The sequence below is a fragment of the Ruegeria sp. HKCCSP351 genome, from assembly GCF_017872535.1.
GTDB lineage: Bacteria > Pseudomonadota > Alphaproteobacteria > Rhodobacterales > Rhodobacteraceae > Ruegeria.
Genome location: NZ_JAEDOV010000005.1, coordinates 223,924 through 247,466 on the forward strand (window position 1 = coordinate 223,924; position 23,543 = coordinate 247,466).

Consider the following 23,543-nt stretch of genomic DNA (forward strand, 5'->3'; position numbering starts at 1 on the left):
TGCTGCTCCCCTCAGTGCAGGTTGGGCTGGTTGCCCATGCCTTTTTCGTCGATCATGCGGCCAGTGCGGAACCGGTCGAACCGGTAGGCGGTTGCGGTCGGGTGCGGTTCATCCTTTGCCAGCAGATGCGCAAAGCAAAACCCCGACGCCGGAGTTGCCTTGAACCCGCCGTAGCACCAGCCGCCATTGAAATAGAGGCCATCTATGCCGGTCCGGTCGATGATGGGCGATCCATCCATGGACATGTCCATGATCCCGCCCCACATCCGCAGCAGGCGCGCGCGACCAATCATCGGCATCAGGGCCATGCCGCCCTCGCAGACATCTTCGACCACGGGCAGGTTGCCGCGTTGTGCGTACGAATTGTACCCGTCGATATCGCCGCCAAAGACCAGCCCGCCCTTGTCGGACTGGCTGACATAGAAATGCCCCGCGCCAAAGGTGATCACGCCGGGCAGAACCGGCTTCAGACCTTCTGAAACGAAGGCTTGCAGGACATGGCTTTCGATTGGCAACCGCATACCCGCCATGCCCATGACACGCCCTGAATTTCCGGCCACGGCACAGCCAACCTTGCCTGCGCCAATGAACCCTTTCGAGGTTTCAACGCCCAGACATTTTCCGTTTTCGATACGGAAACCGGTCACTTCGCAGTTTTGGATGATATCGACACCGTGGCTGTCCGCCGACCGGGCATATCCCCAGGCCACCGCGTCGTGCCGAACTGTGCCGCCGCGCCGCTGCGCCAGCCCGCCCTTGATCGGGAACCGGGCATCGTTGAAGTTCAGGAACGGGCATTCCTTGCGCACCTGTTCGGCATCCAGCAGCTCGGCATCCGCGCCGTTCAGGATCATGGCGTTGCCACGTCGCGTAAAGGCGTCGCGTTGGGCGTCTGTGTGGATCAGGTTGATGATCCCGCGCTGGCTGACCATCGCGTTGTAGTTTACGTCCTGCTCAAGACCTTCCCACAGTTTCAGCGAGAACTCGTAGAAAGGTTCGTTGCCGTCCAGCAAATAATTCGAGCGGATGATGGTTGTATTGCGCCCAACATTGCCGCCACCGATCCAACCTTTTTCAATCACCGCCACATTGCGGAGGCCAAATACCTTGGACAGGTAATGCGCCGTTGAAAGGCCATGACCGCCACCGCCGATGATGACGATGTCGTAATGTGGCTTGGGCTCTGGCTCGCGCCAGGCCGGTGTCCACCCTTTGTGCCCGGTAAGAGCCTCTTTGATGACCTTGAAGCCAGAGTATCGCATGAATCGGACCTTTTTTTTCAGAATCCCCTAAAAAACGGGTATTGGATACTCTTGAATCCGACACCTGTTGTGTTGAATCAGACACCACGGCAATCAGCAGGGCGTGTCAAATCTTGCGATTTTCCTGTCGCTGGCAGCGCGCGGTGTGCGCCACCCTGTCCCGCAACGCTGACTAGGGTCAGAAAAGCCGGTAGACCATGGCTATCCACACGATTTCAGAAATACATAGAATGTGGGGTTCAGCCCCTAAGACGTCATCAGAAAGGCAAACACAGCATAGCCGATGATGGCGGCATATCCCAACGGGTAAATCCATTTGATCGCGTAATTGTCGAGCTTTCTGGCCGTCTCTTCCCGACCGGACGTTTTCAATTTGCGCAGCATCACGCTGAAGACGATAATCGTTCCTGTCATCAGGAACATGCATTGCAGAATGAAATCCAGAAACGTCAAATAGCCAAGCTTGGGCAAGTCAGCGGAAATGGCCCAGTTGAAGGCCACAAAGACCAACAGATTGCCGCCTGCGATCTCGATCCGTTTCCGGTATTCATCCAGAAAGAACAGCGCCCATCCCACTGTGATCAGCACCAGCATCGGCAGGAAAATGCGGATGGTGTAATATGTCAGGTGCCGGTTGCCTTCGAAGACAAGCTCGACCCGGTCGCTTTCGTTGCCCGACAAACCGGTCGTCGTTGACGTCAGAGCCCTGGCATTGCCAAGTATCCATTCCTCTTCGCCCAGCATATCACCCAGGCCGGAGTATTCATCAAGCGAGTGATAGTGAACGAATTGCGAAGGAAACACCGATACGACCTCGAAGTGAAATTCCTGCGTATCGAACGGGTATTTGCGAAAGTTGAAATGCGGAGCCTGCAAGGTCAGCGAGGATTTTTCGACAAAGGTCACATGACCGTCATGACGCACGGCAACTGCGGATTCATGAATCCATCGATTGGACTGTTGGTTATGGATAACAAAAGCCGGGGTTACCACATCCAGCTCAGCGGCGTATTTCACGAAAGCGGGCGGTTCAAAAACCCGAAAATCACGACCAAGGCTTTCCGCATCAAACGCCAGTTCCGGGTCTGTCCATTCGAACCGCAGTACAACCACGGCACCATAGTTTTCGGATTGCTGATCGACACCGGTAATCTGGTCGATCTTGATACCAACCCCGACTTTCAGCGGGTTGTCCGGGGTTCCCACCAGCGTATCCTGCTGCCCTTGGAACAAGCCCTGCGCAAAAACAGCGCCTGGAAGGACAGACGCGAAAAGCAAAAGAACGAAACCTGCAAACAAGCTTTTCATGATCGTTAGAAACGCATTTCGCAATGGTGAAACTGGGCCCGTTAAGCAGGCCCAGCAAACTGATGTCATTCAGACCAGGAAATGGCGGTCAGGTCGATTGCCGCAGTCGGTGCGTTCTCCCACAGGCCCTGAACACCGGCCTTGGCGACGCCTAGCTTGGCCAGCTGGAACAGGTACCCATTGACATAATCGTTCGAGATGAGGCGCTGTGCCTCACCCAGAAGACGGGTCCGTTCCTCGGGGTCGGTGGTGGTGTTTAGCGTCTCCATCAGCGTCTGAAAGTCGATGCTGTCATACTGGAAGTAATAGTCGGGCCGCGCATAGATGCCGATATCCATCGGTTCGGTATGGCTGACGATGGTCAGACCAAATTCCTTGCCCTTGAACACCGATTCCAGCCACTGGGCCCATTCGACGTTGATGATCTCGGCCGTGATGCCAACCTCGGCCAGCTGTGCGGCGATGATTTCACCGCCCCGGCGCGCATAAGATGGCGGTGGCAAGTGCAGAGTTGTGTCGAACCCGTTTTCAAATCCCGCCTCTGCCAGCAAAGCCCTGGCCTTTTCGGGATCATACGCGGACTGGCCCGTCAGATCGACATAAGCGGGGTTGTGTGGCGCAAAATGCGTGCCGATAGGGGTGCCGTACCCGAACATGGCGCCGTCGATGATGGCCTGCCGGTCAATCGCATGGGCCAACGCCTGCCGGACCCGAATATCATCGAATGGCGGTTGTTTGTTGTTGGTGGACAGGATCGTTTCCCCCTCGGTCGATCCAACCAGAACCTGAAACCGCGGGTCAGCCTCGAACTGGGGCAGGTTTTCCGGTGCCGGGAAGTTGTCGAACACGTCCACATCTTCGGCCATCATGGCCGCGAAAGCGGCGGTCGGGTCTGAAATGAATTTGAACGTCGCAGTCTCTAAAGCGGGTTGATCGCCCCAATAATTGGGGTTGCGATTCAGTGTTATGCTGTCGCCCTGAACCCAGTCGCCAAAGGTAAATGCACCTGTGCCAACCGGGTTTGTCTTTATGTTCTCGATGCTTTCAGGCGCGACGATCACCGCGTCACCCCAGGCAAGATTGAACAGGAAGTTGCCGTTCGGATCGGCCAGGGTGATCCTGACTGTCAGCGGATCCACGGCCTCGACGCTTTCGATCCCTGCAAACAGGGCCTTCTGCGCGTTGGCGCTGTCTTCGGCTGTGGCCCGGTCAAGGCTGAACTTGACATCCTCGGCATCCATGGTCGTGCCGTCATGGAAGGTCACGCCGTCGCGCAATTTGAAGGTATAAGTTTTGCCGTCTTCGGAAATCTCCCAGCTTTCGGCAAGACCGGGCACGACCGAGCCGTCGCCCATGAAACGGGTCAGGCCTTCGAAGATGTTGGTGTAGACAACCGAATCGATGGCCTGAGCTGCTGCGCTGGTCGGATCCAGATGCGGGGGTTCCAGCTGCATGGCGATGGTGATGTCGGATTTGGCCAAAACCTGCGTCGCCAACAGGCTGGCGCCGATCGCCACGGTCGACGCGAATGTCCGAAGCACGTGTTTTGTCATGTGAACTCTCCCAACTAAAATCTGCGCCCATGTTTTCCGGGCCGTTTTATCGGCAGTGTTCCTTTAAACCTGAGGTCAATCAAGGGAATGTTCGCGCAACCGGGGTTTCTTTGGCCCCGGCCGATCTGCTATGCCGCACTGCAACATAAGCCCTGCAGGAGCCAACCATGAGCGCCACCGCCCGCAAAAAGGCCCCGAACGCCGAAGATATTCGCGCCCGAAAAGGCGGCGTGCCTCTGGTCTCGCTGACCGCATACACAACGCCTATGGCGCGCCTGATGGACACGTATTGTGACTTTGTTCTTGTGGGGGACAGCGTCGGAATGGTTTTGCACGGGCTGGAATCCACCCTTGGTGTCACGATGGAGATGATGATCCTGCACGGTCAGGCCGTCGCACGCGGGTTGAGCACGGCGATGATGGTCATCGACATGCCGTTTGGCAGCTATGAGGAAAACCCGGCACAGGCGTTTCGCAACGCGGCGCGGCTGATGGCCGAAACCGGTGCAGGGGCAGTCAAGCTGGAAGGCGGTGTCGAGATGGCCGAAACCATCCGCTTTCTGGTCAAGCGCGGCATTCCGGTGATGGCGCATATCGGTCTGACCCCGCAATCGATCAACACGCTGGGCGGTTACAAGGTGCAGGGCCGTGACGAACAGGCCGAGACTGTGATGGCAGATGCCTGCGCCGTGGCCGAGGCTGGCGCGTTTTCCGTTGTGCTTGAGAAAGTGCCGCAAGGTCTGGCCGACAGGATCACCGAACAGGTTGCCATCCCCACCATCGGAATCGGAGCGTCAGCTGGTTGCGACGGGCAGATTCTGGTCGTCGATGACATGGTCGGCTTTTTCACCGCCTTCAAACCCAAATTCGTCAAACGCTATGCCGAGCTCGGCCCATTGGCCGAAGCCGCCATCGCAGATTATGCGGCCGAAGTGCGTGCGCGGACATTTCCGGCGGACGAACATGTCTTTGCTGATCAGGCTCCGGCGAAAGGACCAAAGACGTGACCGCGCCGATCCTGCGCTCGCTGGCGGAACTGCGAACCAAGACGACAGAATGGCACCGTGCAGGTGACGTAATCGGCGTTGTTCCAACCATGGGCGCACTGCACGAAGGGCATTTGTCGCTGGCGCAGGCCGCCAACGATAGCTGTGACCGGGTGATCGTGACGATCTTTGTGAACCCCAAGCAGTTCAACAACCCCGAAGACCTGGCGAACTATCCCCGCACGGAACATGAAGACGCCCAAAAGCTGGCCCCTTATGGCGTGGATGCGATCTATGTGCCGGACCCTCAGGAAATCTATCCCGACGGCTTTTCCACCACGGTATCCGTGACCGGTTTGACCGACATGATGGAAGGCCCGTTTCGCCCCGGCCATTTCGAAGGCGTGGCAACTGTAGTGGCCAAGCTGTTCCTGCAAACGCAGGCGGATCGAGCCTATTTCGGGGAAAAAGACTACCAGCAGTTGCTGGTGGTGCGCCGCATGGCCCGCGATCTGGACATTCCCATCAAGGTTGTCGGCTGCCCAACCGTGCGCGAGCCTTCAGGGCTGGCGATGTCGTCGCGCAATCTGCTGTTGTCGCCCGAGGGCGTAAAGGTCGCGTCCCGCATGAACGAGATCATGCGGCGAGTGGCGGAAAAACTTGCCGCGGGCAAGGATTTCGAGGGGCTGGCGCAAGACGCAAAATCCGCATTGCTGGACACCGGTTTTACCGAAGTGGAATATATCGATCTGCGCTGCGCCGAGACGCTGGAAAGCCTGCCCAATGCCAGCAAACCCGCGCGCTTGTTCGTCACGGCATGGGCCGATGGCGTCCGCCTGATCGACAATATTCCCGTCGATCCGGTCTGATTTCTGCTCTGGCCCCGGCGCTGTTGTTTGCGCTAAAGTCGCGCAAAATGATACCGGGGAGAGCGGACATGACCTTTATTCTGGCAATTGATCAGGGCACTACGTCCTCGCGCGCGATCCTGTTCGACGGGCAGATGAACCGTGTTGGCACCGCTCAGCAGGAGTTTCCCCAGCATTTCCCGCAAGAAGGTTGGGTTGAACACGACCCCGAGGATATCTGGTCCAGCGTTCTGCATGTGTGTCGCGAGGTGATGGAAAGCGCCGGTGTTTCGGCTGACCAGATCACCGGCATCGGCATCACCAACCAGCGTGAAACCACCGTGGTCTGGGACAAGAACACCGGCAAGGCCATCCATAACGCAATTGTCTGGCAGGACCGCCGCACCGCCGAAATCTGCGCCCGCTACAAGCAAGCCGGCTGTGAAGATGACGTCACCGCCCAGACCGGCCTGCTGCTGGACCCTTATTTCTCGGGCACCAAGGTCAAATGGCTGCTGGACACCGTTTCAGGCGCACGCGCGCGGGCTGAGGCCGGAGAGTTGCTGTTCGGCACCATCGACAGTTTCCTGATCTGGCGGCTGACCGAAGGTCGTGTCCATGCCACTGACGCCACCAACGCCGCCCGCACCCTGCTGTTCGACATTCACAAAGGCGCCTGGAGCGCTGAGATTTGCGAGTTGCTGGATGTACCCATTCAAATGTTGCCGAATGTGCAGGATTGCGCCTCGGATTTCGGCGCAACCACCTTGCTTGGTGGGAACATCCCCATTCTGGGCGTGGCAGGCGATCAGCAGGCGGCCACCATCGGTCAGGCCTGTTTCCAGCCCGGTATGATGAAATCAACCTATGGCACGGGCTGTTTCGCGCTGCTGAACACGGGTGCGCAGCCAGTTGAATCGAAAAACCGCCTGCTGACGACAATCGCTTACCAATTGGATGGTCAGCGCACCTATGCGCTGGAAGGGTCGATCTTTATCGCCGGGGCCGCCGTGCAATGGCTGCGCGACGCGTTGCAGATCATCGATTCGGCCCCGCAAAGCGGTGATCTGGCTGCGCAGGCCGACCCGAACCAGCATGTGATTCTGGTGCCGGCGTTCACGGGCCTTGGGGCGCCTTACTGGAAGCCAGATTGCCGCGGTGCGATGTTCGGGCTGACACGCAATTCCGGCCGGGCCGAGATTGCCCGCGCCACGCTGGAAAGCATCGCCTTTCAGACCCGCGACCTGTGGCACGCCATGCAGGGCGACTGGGGGGCCGAGGCGGATGTCATCCTGCGCGTCGACGGCGGGATGAGTGCATCTGACTGGACCATGCAGGGTCTTTCAAATTGTCTGGGTGCCCCGGTGGATCGCCCGGTTATGCAGGAAACAACCGCCCTTGGCGCCGCATGGCTGGCAGGTATGAAAGCCGGGATTTACCCGGATCAGGCCGGTTTTGCCGAAACATGGGCGCTGGACCGGCGGTTCGAGCCAACGCAAGAGCAAACCGAACGCGACGCGGCCTATGATCGCTGGCAACGCGCGGTACAGGCGGCGATGGCGTTCTAGCTGTGATCTTTCAACAAGCGCTGCTTTTGCCGTGACCAGTCGCGCTTGGCCTGGGTTTCGCGCTTGTCGTGGGTTTTCTTACCCTTGGCGATGCCGATTTTGATCTTGGCCAATCCTCTGTGGTTGAAATACAAAACCAGCGGCACCAGCGTCATGCCCTTGCGCTGCGTCGCGTTCCACAGGTTCGACATTTGCTTGCGGGACACCAGCAGTTTGCGGCGGCGGCGCTCTTCGTGCTTGAACATCTTGGCCTGCTCATACGGCGCGATATAGCTGTTGACCAGCCACAGCTCTCCGTCATCGACCGTGGCATAGCTTTCGGCGATGTTCGAGCCGCCCGCGCGCAGGGATTTGACCTCGGACCCTTGTAGAATGATGCCACATTCAATGTCCTCTTCGATCGCGTAATCGAAGCGGGCGCGCCGGTTTTCGGCGATTACCTTGTAATTCGGGTCTGTCTTCTGCTTGGCCATGACGCGTTGATTTAGGCGGCTTGAGCCGCCCTTGCAAGGCAGGGATTTTCGGAGAGCGTCAGGATTTGGCTGAAATGATCAGGTCCGGGCCGAAAATCGTGTCCGCATGGTTGTGCAAGTAGATCTTGAGCCACGGTGTAAACCGGTCCGGGTGGCGGGCCACTTCGGCCAGCAGGTCATGGTAGTCGATCCAGCGGATATCCATGACTTCGTCCGGATCAGGCGCGATTTTCAGCGGTCCGCGCACATGGGCCAGAAAAACGTCGACCACTTCGTTTTCCACCATGCCGTTCCCAACATCGGCGTGGTATTCCAAACGGTGACGGTATTCAGGGTAAAGACCTGTGATCCCTAGTTCTTCGTTCAAACGGCGCACGGCGCAGGTTGAGGAGCTTTCGTCCCAGTCGGGGTGCGTGCAGCAAGTGTTCGCCCACAGGCCGGGCGTGTGGTATTTGCCCAGAGCCCGACGCTGCAACAAAATCTCGGTGCCCCTAACGACAAACACCGACACGGCCTTGTGCTTGAGGCCCTTTTCGTGAGCTTCAAGTTTGTCTACCGGGGTCAATTCACCATTGACCCAAGCCGGGATCATAATGCCCATCTGTCCTCTCCTGTTGCCAATCCGCCTGACGGGCGCTGATGTTGGGTTTAGCTGTTGCCGGGTCGGCTTGGCGTTGCGGCACACTCTGCGGTTTGCCGTCAGATACCAAAGTGGCGCTGTTCTACACTGGTATCAATCGCACCAAAGGCCGCAGGGGCTGCGGCCTTTGGTCCTTGTGCGTGGGTGCACAATTTTAGCGTTTATTCACCTGATACACTGACGATATAGGCAAAGACGTCTTCGCTGCCACTTTTCAACTTGAAGGTCATTTTCGACTTGGCAGCGGTGTCGTCCAGATAAGATTTCAGGAAGCCCTTAGGATCCTGCGTGTATTCCACAAAGGACGCCTCATCCCAGACCAAACCCTTCTCACCGGCTGCGACGATGCTGTCGCCATATTTGAAGTCTTCGTAGGTTCCGGCAGTGCGGCCAGCGACACCATAGAGGTTGGGACCGGTTTTGCCCCCTTTGACGATGACTTCTCCGGCCGGGTCAGCGATCATGTGGCAGGATTTGCATTTGTTGAAAGCTTTCTCACCGGCTTCGGCATCGCCTTCGGCGTAGGCGGGCAACGCCAGCAGGCCGGCGATTGCGGTAGCGAGGATACGATTCATAGCTTGTGCTCCGATACAAATTGGCTGCACCGAATGGACCCCCGGCGCAACAAAGTGTCAACGCGCAGATTGCCGCGCGCGCCTACTGTGCCACTGCGACAAATGGCCTGTCCTTAACTTAAGTCATGTGCAGCACCCCAGCAGGGCAACAGGTCACCTTTTGCCGAAGTCGCCAGAAAAATCGCCCGCGCGATGGCGCGGGACAGGCACAGCGAAGCCACATGCCCGATGATGCCCAGCTCGGCCTCGGATGCGATGGGGCGGGCGCCGGTACTGATGCCAAAAACCAGATCACCGTCTCCGGGTGTGTGTGCGGGAAGGATGGCACGGGCAATTCCGTCGTGGGCGGCCACGGCCAGCCTTTTGCATTGTGGCTTGGTCAATGCGGCATCGGTGGCAACGATGGCGATAGTCGTGTTTGTCTGTTCGGGTTGCGTTGGACTCATGGCCATCGCCTTGCGGCTGGGGCGGATCCGGCTTTGATCCGGCGACATATCGGGGCCCAGCCCGCCAAATTCATCGCCAGCTTCGAAGGGTGCTGCCCAGAAATGCCGGTCACCCGGTGTTGTGACACTGCCCAGCGGGTTCGCCGCAACGAGGGCCCCGACCGTGACCCCGCCAGGCAGAATGGACGAAGCAGAGCCAAGCCCGCCCTTCTGCATTGCGGCCAACGCCCCGGTGCCCGCCCCAACGGACCCCAAATCAAAATCTTTTGAAGCGGCCAGATAAGCGGCTCGCCCCAGCGCACGATAGGGGTTTTCCGCCCAATCCTTTGCACCGCCATTGAGCAGATCAAACAGGATCGCGCCGGGAATGATCGGAACCTTCGCGGACCCGACGGGAAACCCGCGCCCTTCGGCCCGCATCGCATCTGAAACACCCGAGCAGGCGTCCAGTCCAAAGGCCGATCCGCCGGACAGAACCAGCGCGTCCACCCCTGTGACGGTTTTATCAGGCGCAAGCAGATCGGTTTCGCGCGTACCCGGTGCCCCACCCATCACATGGACCGACGCTACAAACGGTTTATCTGCCGTGAGAACCGTGGTCCCGGACTTCAGCGCATCGTCCTGTGCGTTTCCAACTTTCAGGCCGGGGACATCGGTAATCAGGTTTCTTGGTCCGGGGATCATCTTGAACTCGGGATTGGTGCGGGGAAGCGCGCGGGCGCGCGCTGCCTCCGGCGGGGATATTTTTGGCCAGATGAAGAGCGGATCAGATACATCGGCCGCCATCAACCTCGAGCGCGGTGCCGGTGATCATGCTGGCCTCGTCCGAACACAGGAAACAGGCGGCGTTGGCCATGTCTTCGGGTGTTGAAAACCGTCCCAATGGGATGGTCGCCAGGAACTTGGCGCGAATCTCGGGCGTGTCTTCGCCCATGAAAGATTTCAACAGCGGTGTTTCACCCGCGACTGGACAGATCGCGTTCACGCGAATGCCGGTTGGGGCCAGTTCGACCGCCATGGTTTTGGTTGCCGTGATCATCCACCCTTTGGACGCGTTGTACCAGTTCAGATTCGGGCGCGGTGACAGGCCCGCTGTCGAGGCCACGTTCAGAATTGCGCCCGCGCCGCGCGCCTTCATATGGGGAACAAATGCCCGGGCGGTCAGATAGACGGACTTCATGTTCACGTTGAAGACCCGGTCGAAATCGTCCTCGGTGACGTTTTCCAGAGGGGTTGGCAAATGGGTAACACCTGCGTTGTTCACCAGAATATCGAGCGCCCCAAAGGCGGTGAGTGCCGTGTCCGCCATCCTTTGAACCGAAGCCCCGTCGCCGACGTCGACCTGATGCGCCAATGCCCCGGCCCCAAGTTGCGCCGCCATCTCAGCGGCTGCGTCACCGTTGATATCCGCGATCATGACGCGTGCGCCTTCGGCCTGGAATTTCTGCACGATCCCCGCACCGAACCCCGATGCGCCACCGGTGACGATTGCGGTTTTTCCCTCCAGCCTCATGACGTTGCCCTTTTGCAGCCTTTGCGGGCCAGACTATCAACGCCCCGGCAAGATGCCAGATTAATCTTCAGACACCTTGCCCCGCAGCGCCTTGACGTCGCCACGCGCCTTTTTCGCGGCAAGTCGACGCTTGACCGAACCATAGGTCGGTTTCGTTGCGATCCGCCGTTTAGGTTTGACCAGCGCGCGGGAGATCAGTTCTGCCAGCCTTGCACGCGCGATTTCACGGTTGCGGGCCTGCGAGCGTGTTTCCTCACATTGAATGATGATTGCGCCGTCTTTGGTCCAGCGTCGCCCGGCCAGTCGCTTTAACCGGGCTTTGACCGGATCGGGCAAGGACGGCGAGCGCGCGGCTTCGAAGCGCAGCTCGACTGCGGTCGACACCTTGTTGACATTCTGCCCTCCGGGACCGGACGACCGCACAAAGCTTTCGGTCATTTCCCAATCTTGCAGCGCGATATCATCGGTGATGTGCAGCATGGTAGTGTCAGCTTGGAGACTTGGGCGAATGAAAAGGAAGGGTCGCGATCCCGACCCGAGCCGTCGGGTGCCCGCGAGATGCGGGTGGGCACAACCCATTGCGGCATAGCATTTCGTCAAGTCTCCTCATCCTCGGTGCCTAACGCAGCGCATATTTGCGATCAAGCCTGCTTAGCAGTTCGCACGGTGCTGAACCCTGGCAGTGACCGGGAAGTCTGTTCACGTCAGCTTCGTTCGCCTTCAGGTATTCCAAAGCCAGCTGGTTGAATGCCGGGTACCGCCGTTGCTGTGGCCATATTGCTTTATTTATGCAGAATCGAACGCGCGAAGGGCTGCAACGATCTTTCGTGAATGTTGGTTGTGAAAGGGATCGTCATGGATATGAAGCGCATGCTCGAAGACTTTGATGAAGCGTACAATCAGGCATTTAACCAAGGCGATGCTGCTGGCTGCGCTGCGTTCTTTACCGAAGACGTCATGCTGTTGGCACCCGGAGAACCCCTGCTGCGCGGGCGAGAGGCATTCATCGAAGCCTATCAGGAACGAATGAAGGAAAACACTGGCGGAACGCATACAAATGAGTTGATCGATTTCGGTGTCGATGGCGATACCGCCTATCAGGTCGGATCCTTTGCAATTGCTGACTCTGATCCGCCGGAAAAAGGGAAGTTTGTGAACGTCCTGAAACGCCAGAAGGATGGCACCTGGAAAGTCAGCATTTCCATCTTCAACAGTGACCTTCCATAGCGGCCCTGAGTTGAGAGCGAGCAGACATGGAACCGAGGTGTCAGGCGATTGACTGGCCCTGAGCACCGCGGGCGATATCACGCAACACCTTCAGCTCCAGCTCGTCTTCCTCATGCACCCGTGCCAGGATTTCTTTGCTGCTCACGACGGCAATTGCTTTTCCATTCTGAGTTACGACAAGATTTCGGATTTTGTGCTTGGCCATCAGATTAAGGCTATTGGACAGCTTCGAACCCAGCGCGCAGGTGACAGGTTTTTCCGTCATCCAGTCACCCACTGTCTGCTTGTAGAAAGCCGAGCCGGAATCCGCCAGGCACAGCAACACGTCATGATCCGTGATAATCCCGACCAGCTTCCCATCGCTGAGAACCGCCAACGCATTCACATCCAGCAACGCAATGGTGACGGCCGCATCGAACACCGTTGTGTCAGTGTCGCAAAATGGCGGCTTTTTCAGGTTCTGCGTTTTGACAATGCTTGAGATCGTCATGTCTTCCTCGTGGTTGAGCGCCCGACCCCTGTGTTGATCAGGGCGCATGAAAAACACTAATTCAGGAGCGGCATCATCGCCGTTGCAAGGCTCAGGACCAGGAAAAACCCTGCCATGTCAGTGATCGTCGTCAGCAAAGGGCCACTGGCGACCGCCGGGTCCTGACCGATGCGCTTTAACAACAACGGCAGAACGCCACCGATCGATACCGCGATGATCGTGTTCAGGCCCAGTGCGCCGCCAATCACCAAACCCAGAAACGGGTTTCCTTTCCACATCCAGGCAACGAGTCCGATCAGCAGGCCAAGGACACAGCCGTTGATGATGCCGACCGAAACCTCTTTTATCCAGACCCGCACAGCATCAATGGGCCGGACCAGACCAAGCGACAGCTCACGCATACTGACCGCAACGGCCTGATTTCCGGAACAACCGCTCATATCAGAGACCATCGGCAGGAACACAGCCAGAGCGATCACGGCAGAAAGGGTCTGTTCATAGGCGGAAATCACACTGGCCGCGATCACGTTGAGCACGATGTTGGCCGACAACCATTGAAGCCGTCGCCGCGCCCTGAGCGGCAAAGGCATCGATCGCAGTTCGTCACCAAAGACACCCTGACGTTTCAAGCTTGCCGATTCCGCGCGCTTCAGCAGGGCCTCATCCACGGCAGAGCGGGAAACGACACCCACAAGAGTCCCGTCCGTTTCGACAACCGGCAACCCAAGAAAAGGGTGCTCATCGAAAAGGTCCTCCAGTTCTTCCAGCGGCATGCTGGCCGGAACCGTGATGGGGGGTACCATGATATCGGTGAGTTTGATGCTTCGCGGTGTAGACAGCAGGCTACGCAAGGACAGCACCCCGACAGGCACGCCATCGGAATTCAAAACGTAAGGGTGCTGGCCACGGTATCGTTCAAGGTCGTACTCTTCATGAGCGAAACGCCGCAGAACCTTTCCGACTGTATCACCATCGGAAAAGGTAAAGGCTTCGGCCACCATCAGACCACCGGCGACATCGTCGTCATATTCGACCAGCCGCCGGACATCCGCCGCATCTTCCGGATCCATCCGGGCAAGGATCGCTTCTGCATCAGCGTCTTCAAGTTCCCCGATGACATCCGCCTGAATGTCGGAATCCAGCTCAAGGATAATTTCGGCGGCCTGATCGGACACCATGTGTTCGACAAGATCGACCGCCAGTGCGTTTGGCGCTTCTTCGACCAGTTCTGCAGCACGTTCCGGTGGCAGCAACGAGAGTGCGGCGCTTCGCTGGTCAACGGAAAGGTTGAGCAATTCCCGCAGCGCATCGCTTAACGAAAGCGGATCGAGCAGGTCTGCCAGCGCAGCCCCGTCGCGGTTTTCCAACGCCAGCTGAAGCTGCGTTCCTGTTTCCATTGGTAAGGATTCCGTATCGCTCATCCGCCGACCTATGGGGGTATAAGATTCTTGGTCTTGCTCATATAGCAGATATATTTTGCCTATAGACAAAAAATTTTCTACTTAATAAGAAAGTGCATGCAGGAAAATGACTGGATATCCGCCGCAGCCGAACATCTGGCCGCCTTGTACGATCAGGAGTTTGGCGGCAAGGTTAGCGGACGGTATCGCATCCCGGAGAAGCTGGTGCGTCGGATCGCCGGGCGCAGGCGTTTGTATGAAGCAGATATCCGCGCCCTGTCGATCGCACTTTTTGAACTTGGGTACGTGTTAATCGATATGGATAGTTTTTACGTGGTGATGAGCGCGAATTCGTTTGTGAATTACCGGCGCGCCAATGATGACTGCGTGGCTTAGTCGCCATGGCTAAGAAAACAGGATACCCCGAAGTCATAGGATGGCGCGAACGGATCAGCCTGCCCGAGTTCGGGATTGAGCATATTCCCGCAAAGATAGACACGGGCGCCAGAACCGCAGCACTGCATGCCGTGGACCAGACCGTATTCGAGGTTGATGGTGAACGATGGGTCGAGTTCATGATCCCGGTCCATAACCGCCGTTCATCGGGCCGGGTGCGCACCCGAGTTGTAGACGAGCGGGAAATCAAGAACACAGGCGGCATTCCGGAACGGCGGTTGATTGTCAGAACACAGCTTTTGCTTGGGCGACATCGCTGGCTGATCGACGTTTCGCTGGCCAACCGTGCGAAGATGGAGTTTGATCTGATCCTTGGCCGTACGGCCATTCGAAGGCGTGGGATTCTTGTCGATCCCGGCCACTCATATCTTCTCGATGCACGAAAAGACCCGAAAAAGGTGAAGAGCAAGACAAGATCCAAGGACGCAGAGGGACGACGCTAATGAAATTTGTCATGCTTGCCCGGAACCCAAACCTGTATTCCCACCAGCGTCTGAAAGAGGCTGCTGAACAACGCGGGCACCAGTTGGATATTGTGAACACGCTGCGCTGTTACATGAATATCGCGTCGCGTCGACCCGAGGTTTATTACGACGGCAAAAAGCTTGGGCGCTATGACGCGGTGATCCCGCGGATTGGCGCTTCGGTCACATTCTATGGGCTGGCCGTGTTGCGGCAGTTCGAGATCATGGGTGTCTTTCCGCTCAACGAGTCGGTTGCGATTGGCAGATCCCGCGACAAGTTGCGATCCATGCAGCTGATGGCGCGGGACGGGATCGGATTGCCGGTCACCACCTTCGCGCATGACCCGAAACAGACCGACGAAGTCCTCAAACTGGCCGGGGACGCTCCGCTGGTGGTCAAGCTGCTGGAGGGCACGCAAGGCATCGGCGTGGTGCTTGCGGATTCAAACCGGTCGGCAAAATCCGTGGTCGAGGCGTTTCGCGGCGCCAAGGTCAACATCATGGTACAGGAATTCATCAAGGAAGCAGGCGGCACGGATATTCGTGCGCTTGTGGTCGGTGGAAGGGTGATCGCGGCAATGCAGCGAAAAGGGGCCGAGGGCGAGTTCAGATCAAACCTGCATCGCGGTGGCAGCGCCAAGCCTATCAAAATCTCGCCCGAGGAACGCTCGACAGCCGTGCGTGCGGCCAAGGCCATGGGTCTCAATGTGTGCGGTGTCGATATGCTGCGCGCCAATCACGGCGCCGTGGTGATGGAAGTAAACTCTTCGCCCGGGCTTGAAGGTGTTGAAAAGGCTACCGGCATTGATGTCGCGGGCAAAATCATCGAGTTTCTCGAAAAGAATGCAGCCAAAGGCAACACGAAGACTCGAGGCCGTGGGTAGAGCTGATGCGCGGTCCCTTTGAAATCGGAGGTTTTCGCGTACCGCCCGGCACACGAACCACTCTGGATTTGCCGGTTAGCGTACTGTCGGATCACACACCGGTAAGCATGTCAGTACACGTGGTTCACGGTCGCCGCCCCGGACCGGTCCTGTTTGTCAGTGCCGCCGTTCACGGCGATGAGGTGATCGGCGTGGAGATCGCACGGCGGCTGCTTCGGGCGCCACAGCTTGACAAGCTTGCGGGTACCTTGCTGGTTATCCCGATCGTGAATGCCTTTGGTTTCATGACCCATTCCCGATACCTTCCCGACCGGCGCGACCTGAACCGATCCTTCCCCGGCAGCGAGGGAGGGTCGCTGGCCGGTCGGCTGGCGCATCTTTTCATGACCGAGATCGTCGAGCGGTCGGATCTGGGGATTGATCTTCATTCTGCCGCGATTCACCGCACCAATCTGCCGCAGATCCGCGTCTCGCCGGCTTCGGATGTTACCCTTGAATACGCGGATGCCTTCGGTGCGCCCGTGGTGATGATCTCAAAGCTGCGCGACGGGTCGCTGCGTAAGGCCGCGCAAGAGCGTGGTGTGGATATCCTGCTGTTCGAGGGTGGTGAAGGTCTGCGTTTCGACGAACTGTCTGCGCGGGCGGGGGTTGCAGGCATCCTTCGTGTGATGAACGCAAAGGGCATGGTTGCCAAGCGCGGTATCGCCGCTGTGCGCGAAAAGCCTGTCCACGTCCGGTCAAGCTCGTGGATGCGCGCGCCCGCCGGTGGCTTGTTGCGGACTTTCAAAGCGACCGGAGAATATGTGGCTTCCGGTGACCTGCTTGGACGCATTTCCGACCCGTTCGGCGAACTCAGGACCGATATCATCTGCGAAACCACGGGTATCATCGTAGGGCGCACAAATCTGCCTGTCGTTCATGAGGGCGACGCCCTGTTTCATATTGCGGAAACGACCGGCTCGGATGTCGAAATGCGGGTCGATACGATTGCCAGCCAGCTTGACGGCGATCCGATGTTTGATGAAGACGAGATCATTTAGACGCTGGAGCCAAAAGAAACGCGGGGCAGTTGCCTACCCCGCGCCAGCCTACAGGATCGCACGCAATCTATTGCCCGCCAGCGCCTCCCAAGCGGCGAGCGAGATCAGCGCAGATCCCGTGAGCCAAGCATTTGCCACTGCCACACCGTGACCGGTAAAATGCAGCACCTCGGGCGCGACGATCAGCAATGCCCCGACCGCCAATACCGGAGCCACCCGTGCGAGAAGGTGGCCCCGGCCGCTAGCACCTGACATGACCAACACACCAATACCGATCGTCATGAAGGCGAGCGACTCACGGTCAGACGAACCGTGAGCTAGGGTTTTCTGGCTGAACAGTACAAATGGGGACAGCACTAACCAGATACCCATCCCGGCAAGCATCCACCTGTAGGGTGGAGTGGGATTTCTCATGTTCACGGCAACCCTGGCTTATTCATCACCCTTGGGATCAGGAAGCAACTCGGCCTCGACCGCGGCGACCATTTCTTCGTCATTGAGGAAACCATCGGCATCCGTGTCAATTTTAGCAAAGCTCTCACTGGTAATATCGGGATACTTTGTCTGTAGCTCGGTCAGCGAAGCCAGACCATCACCGTCCGTGTCCAGTCCCACCGGCAAGGCAGCGGCCGGAAGTGCAAGGAATGACGCGAGCAGAGCAACAACAGAAACTCGACTCATTTTGTTCTCCATCAGGGAATGGGCGGTTTACCCATTGAGGGGTTGGTGCAGCGCTTGGGTGTCGGAGGCTTATCTACGGCAGACAGATTGCACCTGTTCCGCAGATCGGGTTGTCCACTATACGATGAAAACTGTTGATTGGCGGTCCGATCCGGTGGGGGCACTTTCGCGCTACGCGGCATGTATCGCACATTCGCATAGCGTTGAATAACGAATTTATATCGCCCATAATATCGAAGATTCAAATAGGTGAACGATGGACATTGAACTCGCCCGAACCTTCCTTGCGGTCGTTGAAACCGGCACTTTTCTTGACGCAGCGGACAAGGTCCATGTTACGCAATCGACCGTCAGTATGCGGATCCGAACGCTAGAACAACAGCTTGGACAGCCCGTTTTTGAACGCAGCAAGTCCGGTGCGACCCTGACCATTGCCGGGAGGCATTTCCTCAAACATGCGCAGGTTCTGGTGCGAACGTGGACCCAGGCCAAGCTGGATGCCGGTCTGCCGGCTTCGATGGCGGCTGCTTTGGAAATCGGCGCAACACCAAGCCTTTGGGACGGCTATCTGATCAACGCCCTGCCCGAGTTGATGGCGGCACTACCTGACGTCGCCATCCGGGCGACAGCGGCCCCGTCGGAAACACTCACGCGCGAGATCGAGGAAGGCAGCCTGGATCTTGCCATCATGTACCGGCCGCGAAACGCACCGGGCTTGACCGCGCTCCAGCTTTTCGAGGACGAGTTTGTCCTTGTCAGCAGCGGCCCGGAAGCCCTGCCCGCTGATCTGGGCAACGCTTATATCCTGATAGACTGGGGCCCGGAGTTTCGCGCCGATCATATGCTGAACTTTCCGGAACTTGATGCGCCGCGCCTTCAGCTGGGCATTGGCACCCTCGGCCTGCAATATCTTCGGTCGGTTCCCTCGGCCGGATATTTCCCACGGCGTGTTGTCAAACCGGAACTTCGCAAAGGCTGGCTCAAGTTGATCGAAACGGCACCCAGATTCGCTTATGCCGCCTATGTCGTGTTCGATGAAAGCGAGGAAGAAGGATATCCGGGTCAGGCCGCGCGGCAGCTTTGCCAGACATCAAGTGCACGCGGCCAGACACCGAAGCTTTGACGATATGTATTCACGCCGTTGCCGCGACCAAGCTTTATGCTGCGTCGAACGCAGCCAGCCTCCGCGCATGGTAAGTTTTGACCACCCCCAGTGGGTGACGGCAACAAAAAGGGCCACCCCAGCGGGACGGCCCTTCGAAAGTTCAGGAGGTCGGGTCGGTTAGATCAATCGACCAGCCGGAGCGAGCGCTCCGCCAAGGGCTGCCCTAACGGGCGATCCCCCCGGTTGTTCCGACACCTCTCTCCAATCTCTTTCTCGACACTGGATCACCTCCTTTTCTATCTGTTGCGGTTGAAAAGAAGCGTGCCACAAGTTGTGCCATTCTCAAAGCGTTTTTTTACACAGGCTGTACAGTCAGCCGCGCAACGATCACCTTGAATGGAATCAGGGCGATCAGCGCCAGCGAAAGCTTCACCAACCAGTCCGCAAAAGCCAGCGTCACCCAAAGCGGAGCCACCGGGCCGGACAACATGAAGGGTACCGGCTCCCACGCCCAATTAATTGCGGCGTCAGCATTGGCACCGAAGAAGGCGACCGAGGCCGAAAAAGCGAGGGTGAAGAAGATCGCAGTATCCAGTGCAGACCCCACCAGCGTCGACACCAGCGGTGCACGCCACCAGCGACCTCCGCGCAGGGAATTGAACACGGTGACATCGGTCAGCTGCGCGATCAGGAACGCGGTGCCCGAGGCCACGGCGATGCGCAGCGGCACGGCGGCATAGGTAAACCCGTCGCCCTGAAGCATGATCTGGGTGCCGATCAGCGAGCAGATCACCCCGGTGACGAAGCCCACGAACACGACCTTGCGGGCCGGGCCCACACCGTAAACGCGGTTCATGACATCAGTGACCAGAAAGGCCAGCGGATAGGTGAAGGCGCCCCAGGTCAACAGGCCATCAAAGATCAGGAACTGGACCAGGATGTTCGAGGCCACGACGATGGCGGCCATGGCAAGAATGCCGGGAATAAAGTTGCGTTGCATATTTTGATGCCCGTTTTGACAAGGTAGCGGCGACTTGGCCAAGGGACCGTCCCAAGGCAGGCTGTGCGTTTAGACCTTCATCTGCCGCGTGTCAATCGGGCAGCAGATACTCGACCAACTCGGTCCGTTGCAGCGCCAGAAAGTTGTCATCCGAGATCATCGTGGCCCGCAAACGCCCCTGATCATCCCGCCAGATCGACAAGCCTTCGAGGTTGTCATGCGCGCCGGTTCCGGTTTCGAACAGGGTTTCCTCGGCGTTTGGCACGTCGCCTGTCAGATCCCATCGCCGCAGGCGCGAGCGAAATCCGATTGCCGTTAGGCTTCGCTCTAACACGTAGAGCCGCCCATCAGGACCGAAATCAGCGGCAACCGGTTTGAACCAACCGCGCTGGGGCAGAACAAAAGGGGTCGACCAGGTTTGGCCGTTCCAGCGATAGACGGGAATATCTCCGTCCGAGGTGCGGTTCGTTTCCGGTAGCGTATACAGACGCCCGCGCCTGTCGATGGCCAGACCTTCAAAGGACCCGTTGTCGGCGAGATGCCGAAATGCCTGCGGGCGTGGCAATACACGCGCCTTCGTGCCCGGTGCGGGGTAATGGGCGACGCGGTGCACCCCTTCGAATGAGATATAGAACCCACCGCCAGGAGCCGCCGCAATCCCTTCGGAATCGCCAACGCCGCCTGACATGAGATGCCCATTGCTGGACAGAACCGGCCATTGCCCCAGAATGCGAATGCCGGTGATCTCGCCATTAAGGCGCTCAATGCGCGCCGTCACCAACCGTGCCCGGTCGCTCAGCGCCATCATCTGCTGCCCATTGTTGGAAATGTGCAGCGCCGAGAATCCACCGAACCAATCCGCCTTCTGACGCCATGCAAAACTGCTTTGATGTGTGGCGGTTTTTACATCCACTCCAGGGGCCGCCGTGGCCAGAAACAGTGCCGCACCTACTTGGATTGCAAGACTGAGGCGCATTGTTTCGGCAAATCGGCCAGCACATATTCCCGGCGTTTCTTGGGCGCCGGTGCGTTCGGGTCGGGCGGCGGTGGGTTCAGAATGTTACGCACCCATTGTTGCGCCTCGGCGCAACCATCGCCCTTGGGGGGTGCGTCCTGGTTGACACAACCCTTTGACCCTCTCGGACATTTCAGGCGCACATGGAAGTGATAGTGATGCCCCCACCAGGGCCTGATCTTGCGCAGGTAGGCCCGGTTGCCTTTTTCGTCGTTGCACATCTGAACCTTCGCCCCGGGGAACACGAAGATACGTGCCACGCGCTTGTCCTTGGCGGCTTCGCGCAGCACCGCGTGGTGCTGTTTGGTCCAGTTGCTGTTGACATAGGCACCGTTCGAGCGGCGCAGCGATATGGACGAGATATTCTCGCGCGCCTTGCGCGACAGGCGCATGTTTTCACCCGGAAGCATCCAGATATCGATATCCAGCCCCAGCTGGTGCGAGCGGTGGCCCGAAGTCATCGGCCCACCCCGCGGCTGGCTGATATCCCCTATATAGAGACCGTTCCATCCCGGTTGACTGGCTGCAAACCTGCTGAGGTCCTGCACGTAGTCAATCGTCTGCGGATGCCCCCAGTTGCGATTACGCGACAGGCGCATCGCCTGCCAAGTAGGCCCCGTTTCAGGCAGTTGAACTGCCCCCGCAGCACATCCGCGCGAATAACTGCCGAAAGCGGCCGGTTTTTGCTGTGAACCTTGTTTCTGCGCCCCGAACAACTGCTTTGCCAGCGGTTCTGCCGTCGCAGTGCCTGCAAAAGCAAGCGCCGCCAAAATTACCAAAAAACGTTTTATTATCATCTGCTCTGATCCCCTTCCGGTCTCACCCAGCGCATCAGGAATAGACCCAGAATAAACAACAGAACGATGGGTGACACCCCCAGACGAGCACTTCCTGTCACCGTGGTGGCGATCCCGATCAGAAGTGGCGCAGCAAAGGCGGTGGCACGACCCGACAGACCATAAAGGCCAAAGCTTTCGACGGGGGTTGCCGGGTCCGTATGCCGGACCATCATCGACCGGCTACAGGATTGCAGAATACCGCCCATGCCTCCGATCAGGATACCGCAACCAAAGAAAACCATATCCGGCAAGCCCGACCCTTCGGACATGGCGATACCGAATATCTGGGACCGGTCCATTGAAACGATGGTGATGCAGACAAGGATCAACACCCAGATCGCAACGATAATCACGGGCTTGGGACCATATTTCTTGTCCAGCTTGCCGCCCACCCAGGAAAATGCCGCTGCAGCCAGAACGCTGACGATGCCGAAAACACCGATCTTGATCAGGTCCCATTCCAACACTAGCCGGGCATAGACGCCGCCAAAACTGTAAAGCCCGTTCAGCGCATCCCGATAGAACATGGATGAGCCCAGGTAACTGGCCAAACTGGTGCGATGGCGCAGGTTAGACACTGATTTTGCCAACAGCCGCAGCGCCTCGGCAACGCTGCCCTTTTTGTTTGTCGTTTCGTCGTCATGGACCCAAAGGAAGTAGGGCACCATGAACAAGATGAACCACCCGGCAGTAAACGGCCCAACAAAGCGCGTGCCCTGCTGTTGCGACGCATCCAGCCCAAACAAGGGGTCCATTCCGATCAGCGTTTTACCGTTTGCCTGCTCCACAAACAGCGCAAGCATGATCGCCAGCGAGATCAGGCCGCCGAAATAGCCAAAAGCAAAGCCCGAGCCGGAGATTTCGCCCACTTCGCTGTCATCGCCCAGATCGGGCAGTTGGGAATTGATGAAAATCAGGGCGTATTCCGCACCGATGAAACCCAGACCGAAGGCAGACAGCATCAACCACATGTTCGAGCCATCGGGCATCGTGTACCAAAGCGCGCCGGAACCTACGGCGTACATCACGGAAAAGGCGAATATCCAGGGGATGCGCCGACCCGACACATCAGCCATCGCCCCCATCAGCGGTGCACCGAAGGCAATAATCAAACCGACTATGGTCATGCAGTTGGCCCAGACCACCTGTGCCTGTGCGTCTGCAGACCCTGCGTCCAGGCCGGATGCCAGATAATATTCCGCAGCGACGCCCGCGAAATAAGGGCCGAACACGAACGTGACCAAAAGGGTGTGATAGGGCTGACTGGCCCAATCGAAGAACCACCAACCCCAGATACGCCTGCGCTTGGATATTTCTGCCATTTCTGCCCCTGTTTTCTTGTTACGGTCATAAGACGGGGCTTTGGCGCAATTCGCAAGCGCAGAGTTCAGCCTACTTGCTCTTTGCTGAAAGGGTGCTTAGGTCTCGACCAACTAGAAAACGGAGTGCCCATGCTGTCGCTGATCCAAATCCTGCTGCTGATCCTGGACATTGTCTGGTTCATCATTCTGGCCCATGTGATCATGAGCTGGCTGATCAACTTTCAGGTGCTCAACCTGCACCAACAACTGGTTGCACAAATCTGGTACGGATTAAATCGGATATTAGAGCCTATTTACGGGCCGATCCGCCGCGTTCTACCCAATATGGGTGGGTTGGATTTGACCCCGCTGGTGGTGCTGATCGGCGTCTATGCTTTGCGGATCATCCTTATCAACAACGCGCCCTATTTCTACTGACCACTTGTTCACTGAATCTTAGTATGTGATT

General features: G+C 58.0%; 27 protein-coding genes. 10 read left to right on the forward strand and 17 right to left on the reverse strand.

What is annotated here, in order from left to right; genetic code table 11:
* Positions 1–11: 11 nt before the first annotated feature.
* The 3 genes from I9182_RS12540 to I9182_RS12550 form a co-directional block, all read right to left on the reverse strand.
* Positions 12–1,262 carry a sarcosine oxidase subunit beta family protein gene (locus tag I9182_RS12540; protein ID WP_209598471.1) on the reverse strand — a complete coding sequence of 417 codons (1,251 nt, stop codon included), beginning with the start codon at positions 1,260–1,262 and terminating at the stop codon, positions 12–14.
* Positions 1,263–1,508: 246 nt separating this feature from the next.
* Positions 1,509–2,570 (reverse strand): hypothetical protein, encoded by a 1,062-nt coding sequence (locus I9182_RS12545; RefSeq protein ID WP_209598472.1) that lies wholly within the window; start codon positions 2,568–2,570, stop codon positions 1,509–1,511.
* 65 nt (positions 2,571–2,635) lie between these two features.
* Positions 2,636–4,123, reverse strand: coding sequence for an ABC transporter substrate-binding protein (locus I9182_RS12550; protein WP_209598473.1), 1,488 nt, complete (start codon positions 4,121–4,123; stop codon positions 2,636–2,638).
* Positions 4,124–4,290: 167 nt separating this feature from the next.
* Here I9182_RS12550 and panB point away from each other — a divergent pair, with 167 nt between their 5' ends.
* The 3 genes from panB to glpK all read left to right on the forward strand — a co-directional run bounded on the left by panB (position 4,291) and on the right by glpK (position 7,525).
* Positions 4,291–5,130, forward strand: coding sequence for a 3-methyl-2-oxobutanoate hydroxymethyltransferase (gene panB / locus I9182_RS12555; protein ID WP_209598474.1), 840 nt, complete (start codon positions 4,291–4,293; stop codon positions 5,128–5,130).
* Positions 5,127–5,978, forward strand: coding sequence for a pantoate--beta-alanine ligase (panC, locus tag I9182_RS12560; protein WP_209598475.1), 852 nt, complete (start codon positions 5,127–5,129; stop codon positions 5,976–5,978). The genes panB and panC overlap by 4 nt, the downstream gene beginning before the upstream one ends.
* A 68-nt stretch (positions 5,979–6,046) precedes the next feature.
* Complete coding sequence (glpK, locus tag I9182_RS12565) at positions 6,047–7,525, forward strand: glycerol kinase GlpK (RefSeq protein ID WP_209505164.1); 1,479 nt, start codon at positions 6,047–6,049, stop codon at positions 7,523–7,525.
* On the opposite strand, the gene smpB is transcribed toward glpK, so the two are convergent.
* The 6 genes from smpB to arfB all read right to left on the reverse strand — a co-directional run bounded on the left by smpB (position 7,522) and on the right by arfB (position 11,652).
* A complete protein-coding gene (smpB, locus tag I9182_RS12570; RefSeq protein WP_209505165.1) occupies positions 7,522–7,998 on the reverse strand; it encodes an SsrA-binding protein SmpB in 477 nt (158 codons plus the stop codon). The genes glpK and smpB overlap by 4 nt on opposite strands.
* Positions 7,999–8,056: 58 nt before the next feature.
* On the reverse strand, positions 8,057–8,599 hold the full coding sequence (gene idi, locus I9182_RS12575) for an isopentenyl-diphosphate Delta-isomerase (RefSeq protein ID WP_209505166.1): 543 nt from the start codon (positions 8,597–8,599) through the stop codon (positions 8,057–8,059).
* Between the two features lie 200 nt (positions 8,600–8,799).
* Complete coding sequence (locus I9182_RS12580) at positions 8,800–9,213, reverse strand: c-type cytochrome (RefSeq protein ID WP_209598476.1); 414 nt, start codon at positions 9,211–9,213, stop codon at positions 8,800–8,802.
* Between the two features lie 113 nt (positions 9,214–9,326).
* Complete coding sequence (locus I9182_RS12585; protein WP_209598536.1) at positions 9,327–10,343, reverse strand: P1 family peptidase; 1,017 nt, start codon at positions 10,341–10,343, stop codon at positions 9,327–9,329.
* Between the two features lie 82 nt (positions 10,344–10,425).
* Complete coding sequence (locus tag I9182_RS12590; RefSeq protein WP_209505169.1) at positions 10,426–11,172, reverse strand: SDR family oxidoreductase; 747 nt, start codon at positions 11,170–11,172, stop codon at positions 10,426–10,428.
* 60 nt (positions 11,173–11,232) lie between these two features.
* Positions 11,233–11,652, reverse strand: coding sequence for an alternative ribosome rescue aminoacyl-tRNA hydrolase ArfB (arfB, locus tag I9182_RS12595; protein WP_209505170.1), 420 nt, complete (start codon positions 11,650–11,652; stop codon positions 11,233–11,235).
* A 375-nt stretch (positions 11,653–12,027) separates the two neighbouring features.
* Between arfB and I9182_RS12600 the strand changes: the two genes are divergently transcribed.
* On the forward strand, positions 12,028–12,399 hold the full coding sequence (locus I9182_RS12600; protein WP_209505171.1) for a DUF4440 domain-containing protein: 372 nt from the start codon (positions 12,028–12,030) through the stop codon (positions 12,397–12,399).
* 40 nt (positions 12,400–12,439) lie between these two features.
* Here the strand turns inward: I9182_RS12600 and I9182_RS12605 are convergent, their stop codons facing one another.
* Together I9182_RS12605 and mgtE are read right to left on the reverse strand one after the other, a co-directional pair.
* Complete coding sequence (locus I9182_RS12605) at positions 12,440–12,889, reverse strand: CBS domain-containing protein (protein ID WP_209505172.1); 450 nt, start codon at positions 12,887–12,889, stop codon at positions 12,440–12,442.
* Between the two features lie 56 nt (positions 12,890–12,945).
* Positions 12,946–14,310, reverse strand: a complete 1,365-nt coding sequence (mgtE, locus tag I9182_RS12610) for a magnesium transporter (protein ID WP_209505173.1) — start codon at positions 14,308–14,310, stop codon at positions 12,946–12,948.
* Positions 14,311–14,406: 96 nt separating this feature from the next.
* On the opposite strand from mgtE, the gene I9182_RS12615 reads away from it, so the two are divergent.
* From I9182_RS12615 to I9182_RS12630, 4 genes are read left to right on the forward strand one after another with little or no spacing between them, the layout of a single operon-like run.
* The gene (locus tag I9182_RS12615) at positions 14,407–14,685 is read left to right on the forward strand and encodes a hypothetical protein (RefSeq protein ID WP_209598477.1); all 279 of its coding nucleotides are present in this window, start codon (positions 14,407–14,409) and stop codon (positions 14,683–14,685) included.
* A gap of 5 nt (positions 14,686–14,690) precedes the next feature.
* A complete protein-coding gene (locus I9182_RS12620) occupies positions 14,691–15,188 on the forward strand; it encodes a RimK/LysX family protein (RefSeq protein WP_209505175.1) in 498 nt (165 codons plus the stop codon).
* A complete protein-coding gene (gene rimK / locus I9182_RS12625; RefSeq protein ID WP_209505176.1) occupies positions 15,188–16,093 on the forward strand; it encodes a 30S ribosomal protein S6--L-glutamate ligase in 906 nt (301 codons plus the stop codon). The genes I9182_RS12620 and rimK overlap by 1 nt, the downstream gene beginning before the upstream one ends.
* A 5-nt stretch (positions 16,094–16,098) precedes the next feature.
* The gene (locus tag I9182_RS12630) at positions 16,099–17,133 is read left to right on the forward strand and encodes a succinylglutamate desuccinylase/aspartoacylase family protein (protein WP_209505177.1); all 1,035 of its coding nucleotides are present in this window, start codon (positions 16,099–16,101) and stop codon (positions 17,131–17,133) included.
* 48 nt (positions 17,134–17,181) lie between these two features.
* On the opposite strand, the gene I9182_RS12635 is transcribed toward I9182_RS12630, so the two are convergent.
* Positions 17,182–17,547, reverse strand: a complete 366-nt coding sequence (locus I9182_RS12635) for an SPW repeat protein (protein WP_209598478.1) — start codon at positions 17,545–17,547, stop codon at positions 17,182–17,184.
* Between the two features lie 18 nt (positions 17,548–17,565).
* Complete coding sequence (locus tag I9182_RS12640) at positions 17,566–17,814, reverse strand: hypothetical protein (protein ID WP_209598479.1); 249 nt, start codon at positions 17,812–17,814, stop codon at positions 17,566–17,568.
* Between the two features lie 256 nt (positions 17,815–18,070).
* Between I9182_RS12640 and I9182_RS12645 the strand changes: the two genes are divergently transcribed.
* A complete protein-coding gene (locus I9182_RS12645; RefSeq protein ID WP_209505180.1) occupies positions 18,071–18,937 on the forward strand; it encodes a LysR family transcriptional regulator in 867 nt (288 codons plus the stop codon).
* A gap of 337 nt (positions 18,938–19,274) precedes the next feature.
* Here the strand turns inward: I9182_RS12645 and I9182_RS12650 are convergent, their stop codons facing one another.
* The 4 genes from I9182_RS12650 to I9182_RS12665 all read right to left on the reverse strand — a co-directional run bounded on the left by I9182_RS12650 (position 19,275) and on the right by I9182_RS12665 (position 23,095).
* Entirely contained in the window at positions 19,275–19,919 is a 645-nt protein-coding gene (locus I9182_RS12650; RefSeq protein ID WP_209598480.1) for a queuosine precursor transporter, read from the reverse strand.
* A 91-nt stretch (positions 19,920–20,010) separates the two neighbouring features.
* Positions 20,011–20,895, reverse strand: a complete 885-nt coding sequence (locus tag I9182_RS12655; protein WP_209598481.1) for an esterase-like activity of phytase family protein — start codon at positions 20,893–20,895, stop codon at positions 20,011–20,013.
* A complete protein-coding gene (mepA, locus tag I9182_RS12660; protein WP_209598482.1) occupies positions 20,868–21,731 on the reverse strand; it encodes a penicillin-insensitive murein endopeptidase in 864 nt (287 codons plus the stop codon). The genes I9182_RS12655 and mepA overlap by 28 nt, the downstream gene beginning before the upstream one ends.
* On the reverse strand, positions 21,728–23,095 hold the full coding sequence (locus tag I9182_RS12665) for an MFS transporter (RefSeq protein ID WP_209598483.1): 1,368 nt from the start codon (positions 23,093–23,095) through the stop codon (positions 21,728–21,730). Before I9182_RS12665 ends, mepA begins: the two co-directional genes overlap by 4 nt.
* Before the next feature lie 129 nt (positions 23,096–23,224).
* Between I9182_RS12665 and I9182_RS12670 the strand changes: the two genes are divergently transcribed.
* Positions 23,225–23,512, forward strand: coding sequence for a YggT family protein (locus tag I9182_RS12670; RefSeq protein WP_170382138.1), 288 nt, complete (start codon positions 23,225–23,227; stop codon positions 23,510–23,512).
* Positions 23,513–23,543: the final 31 nt, after the last annotated feature.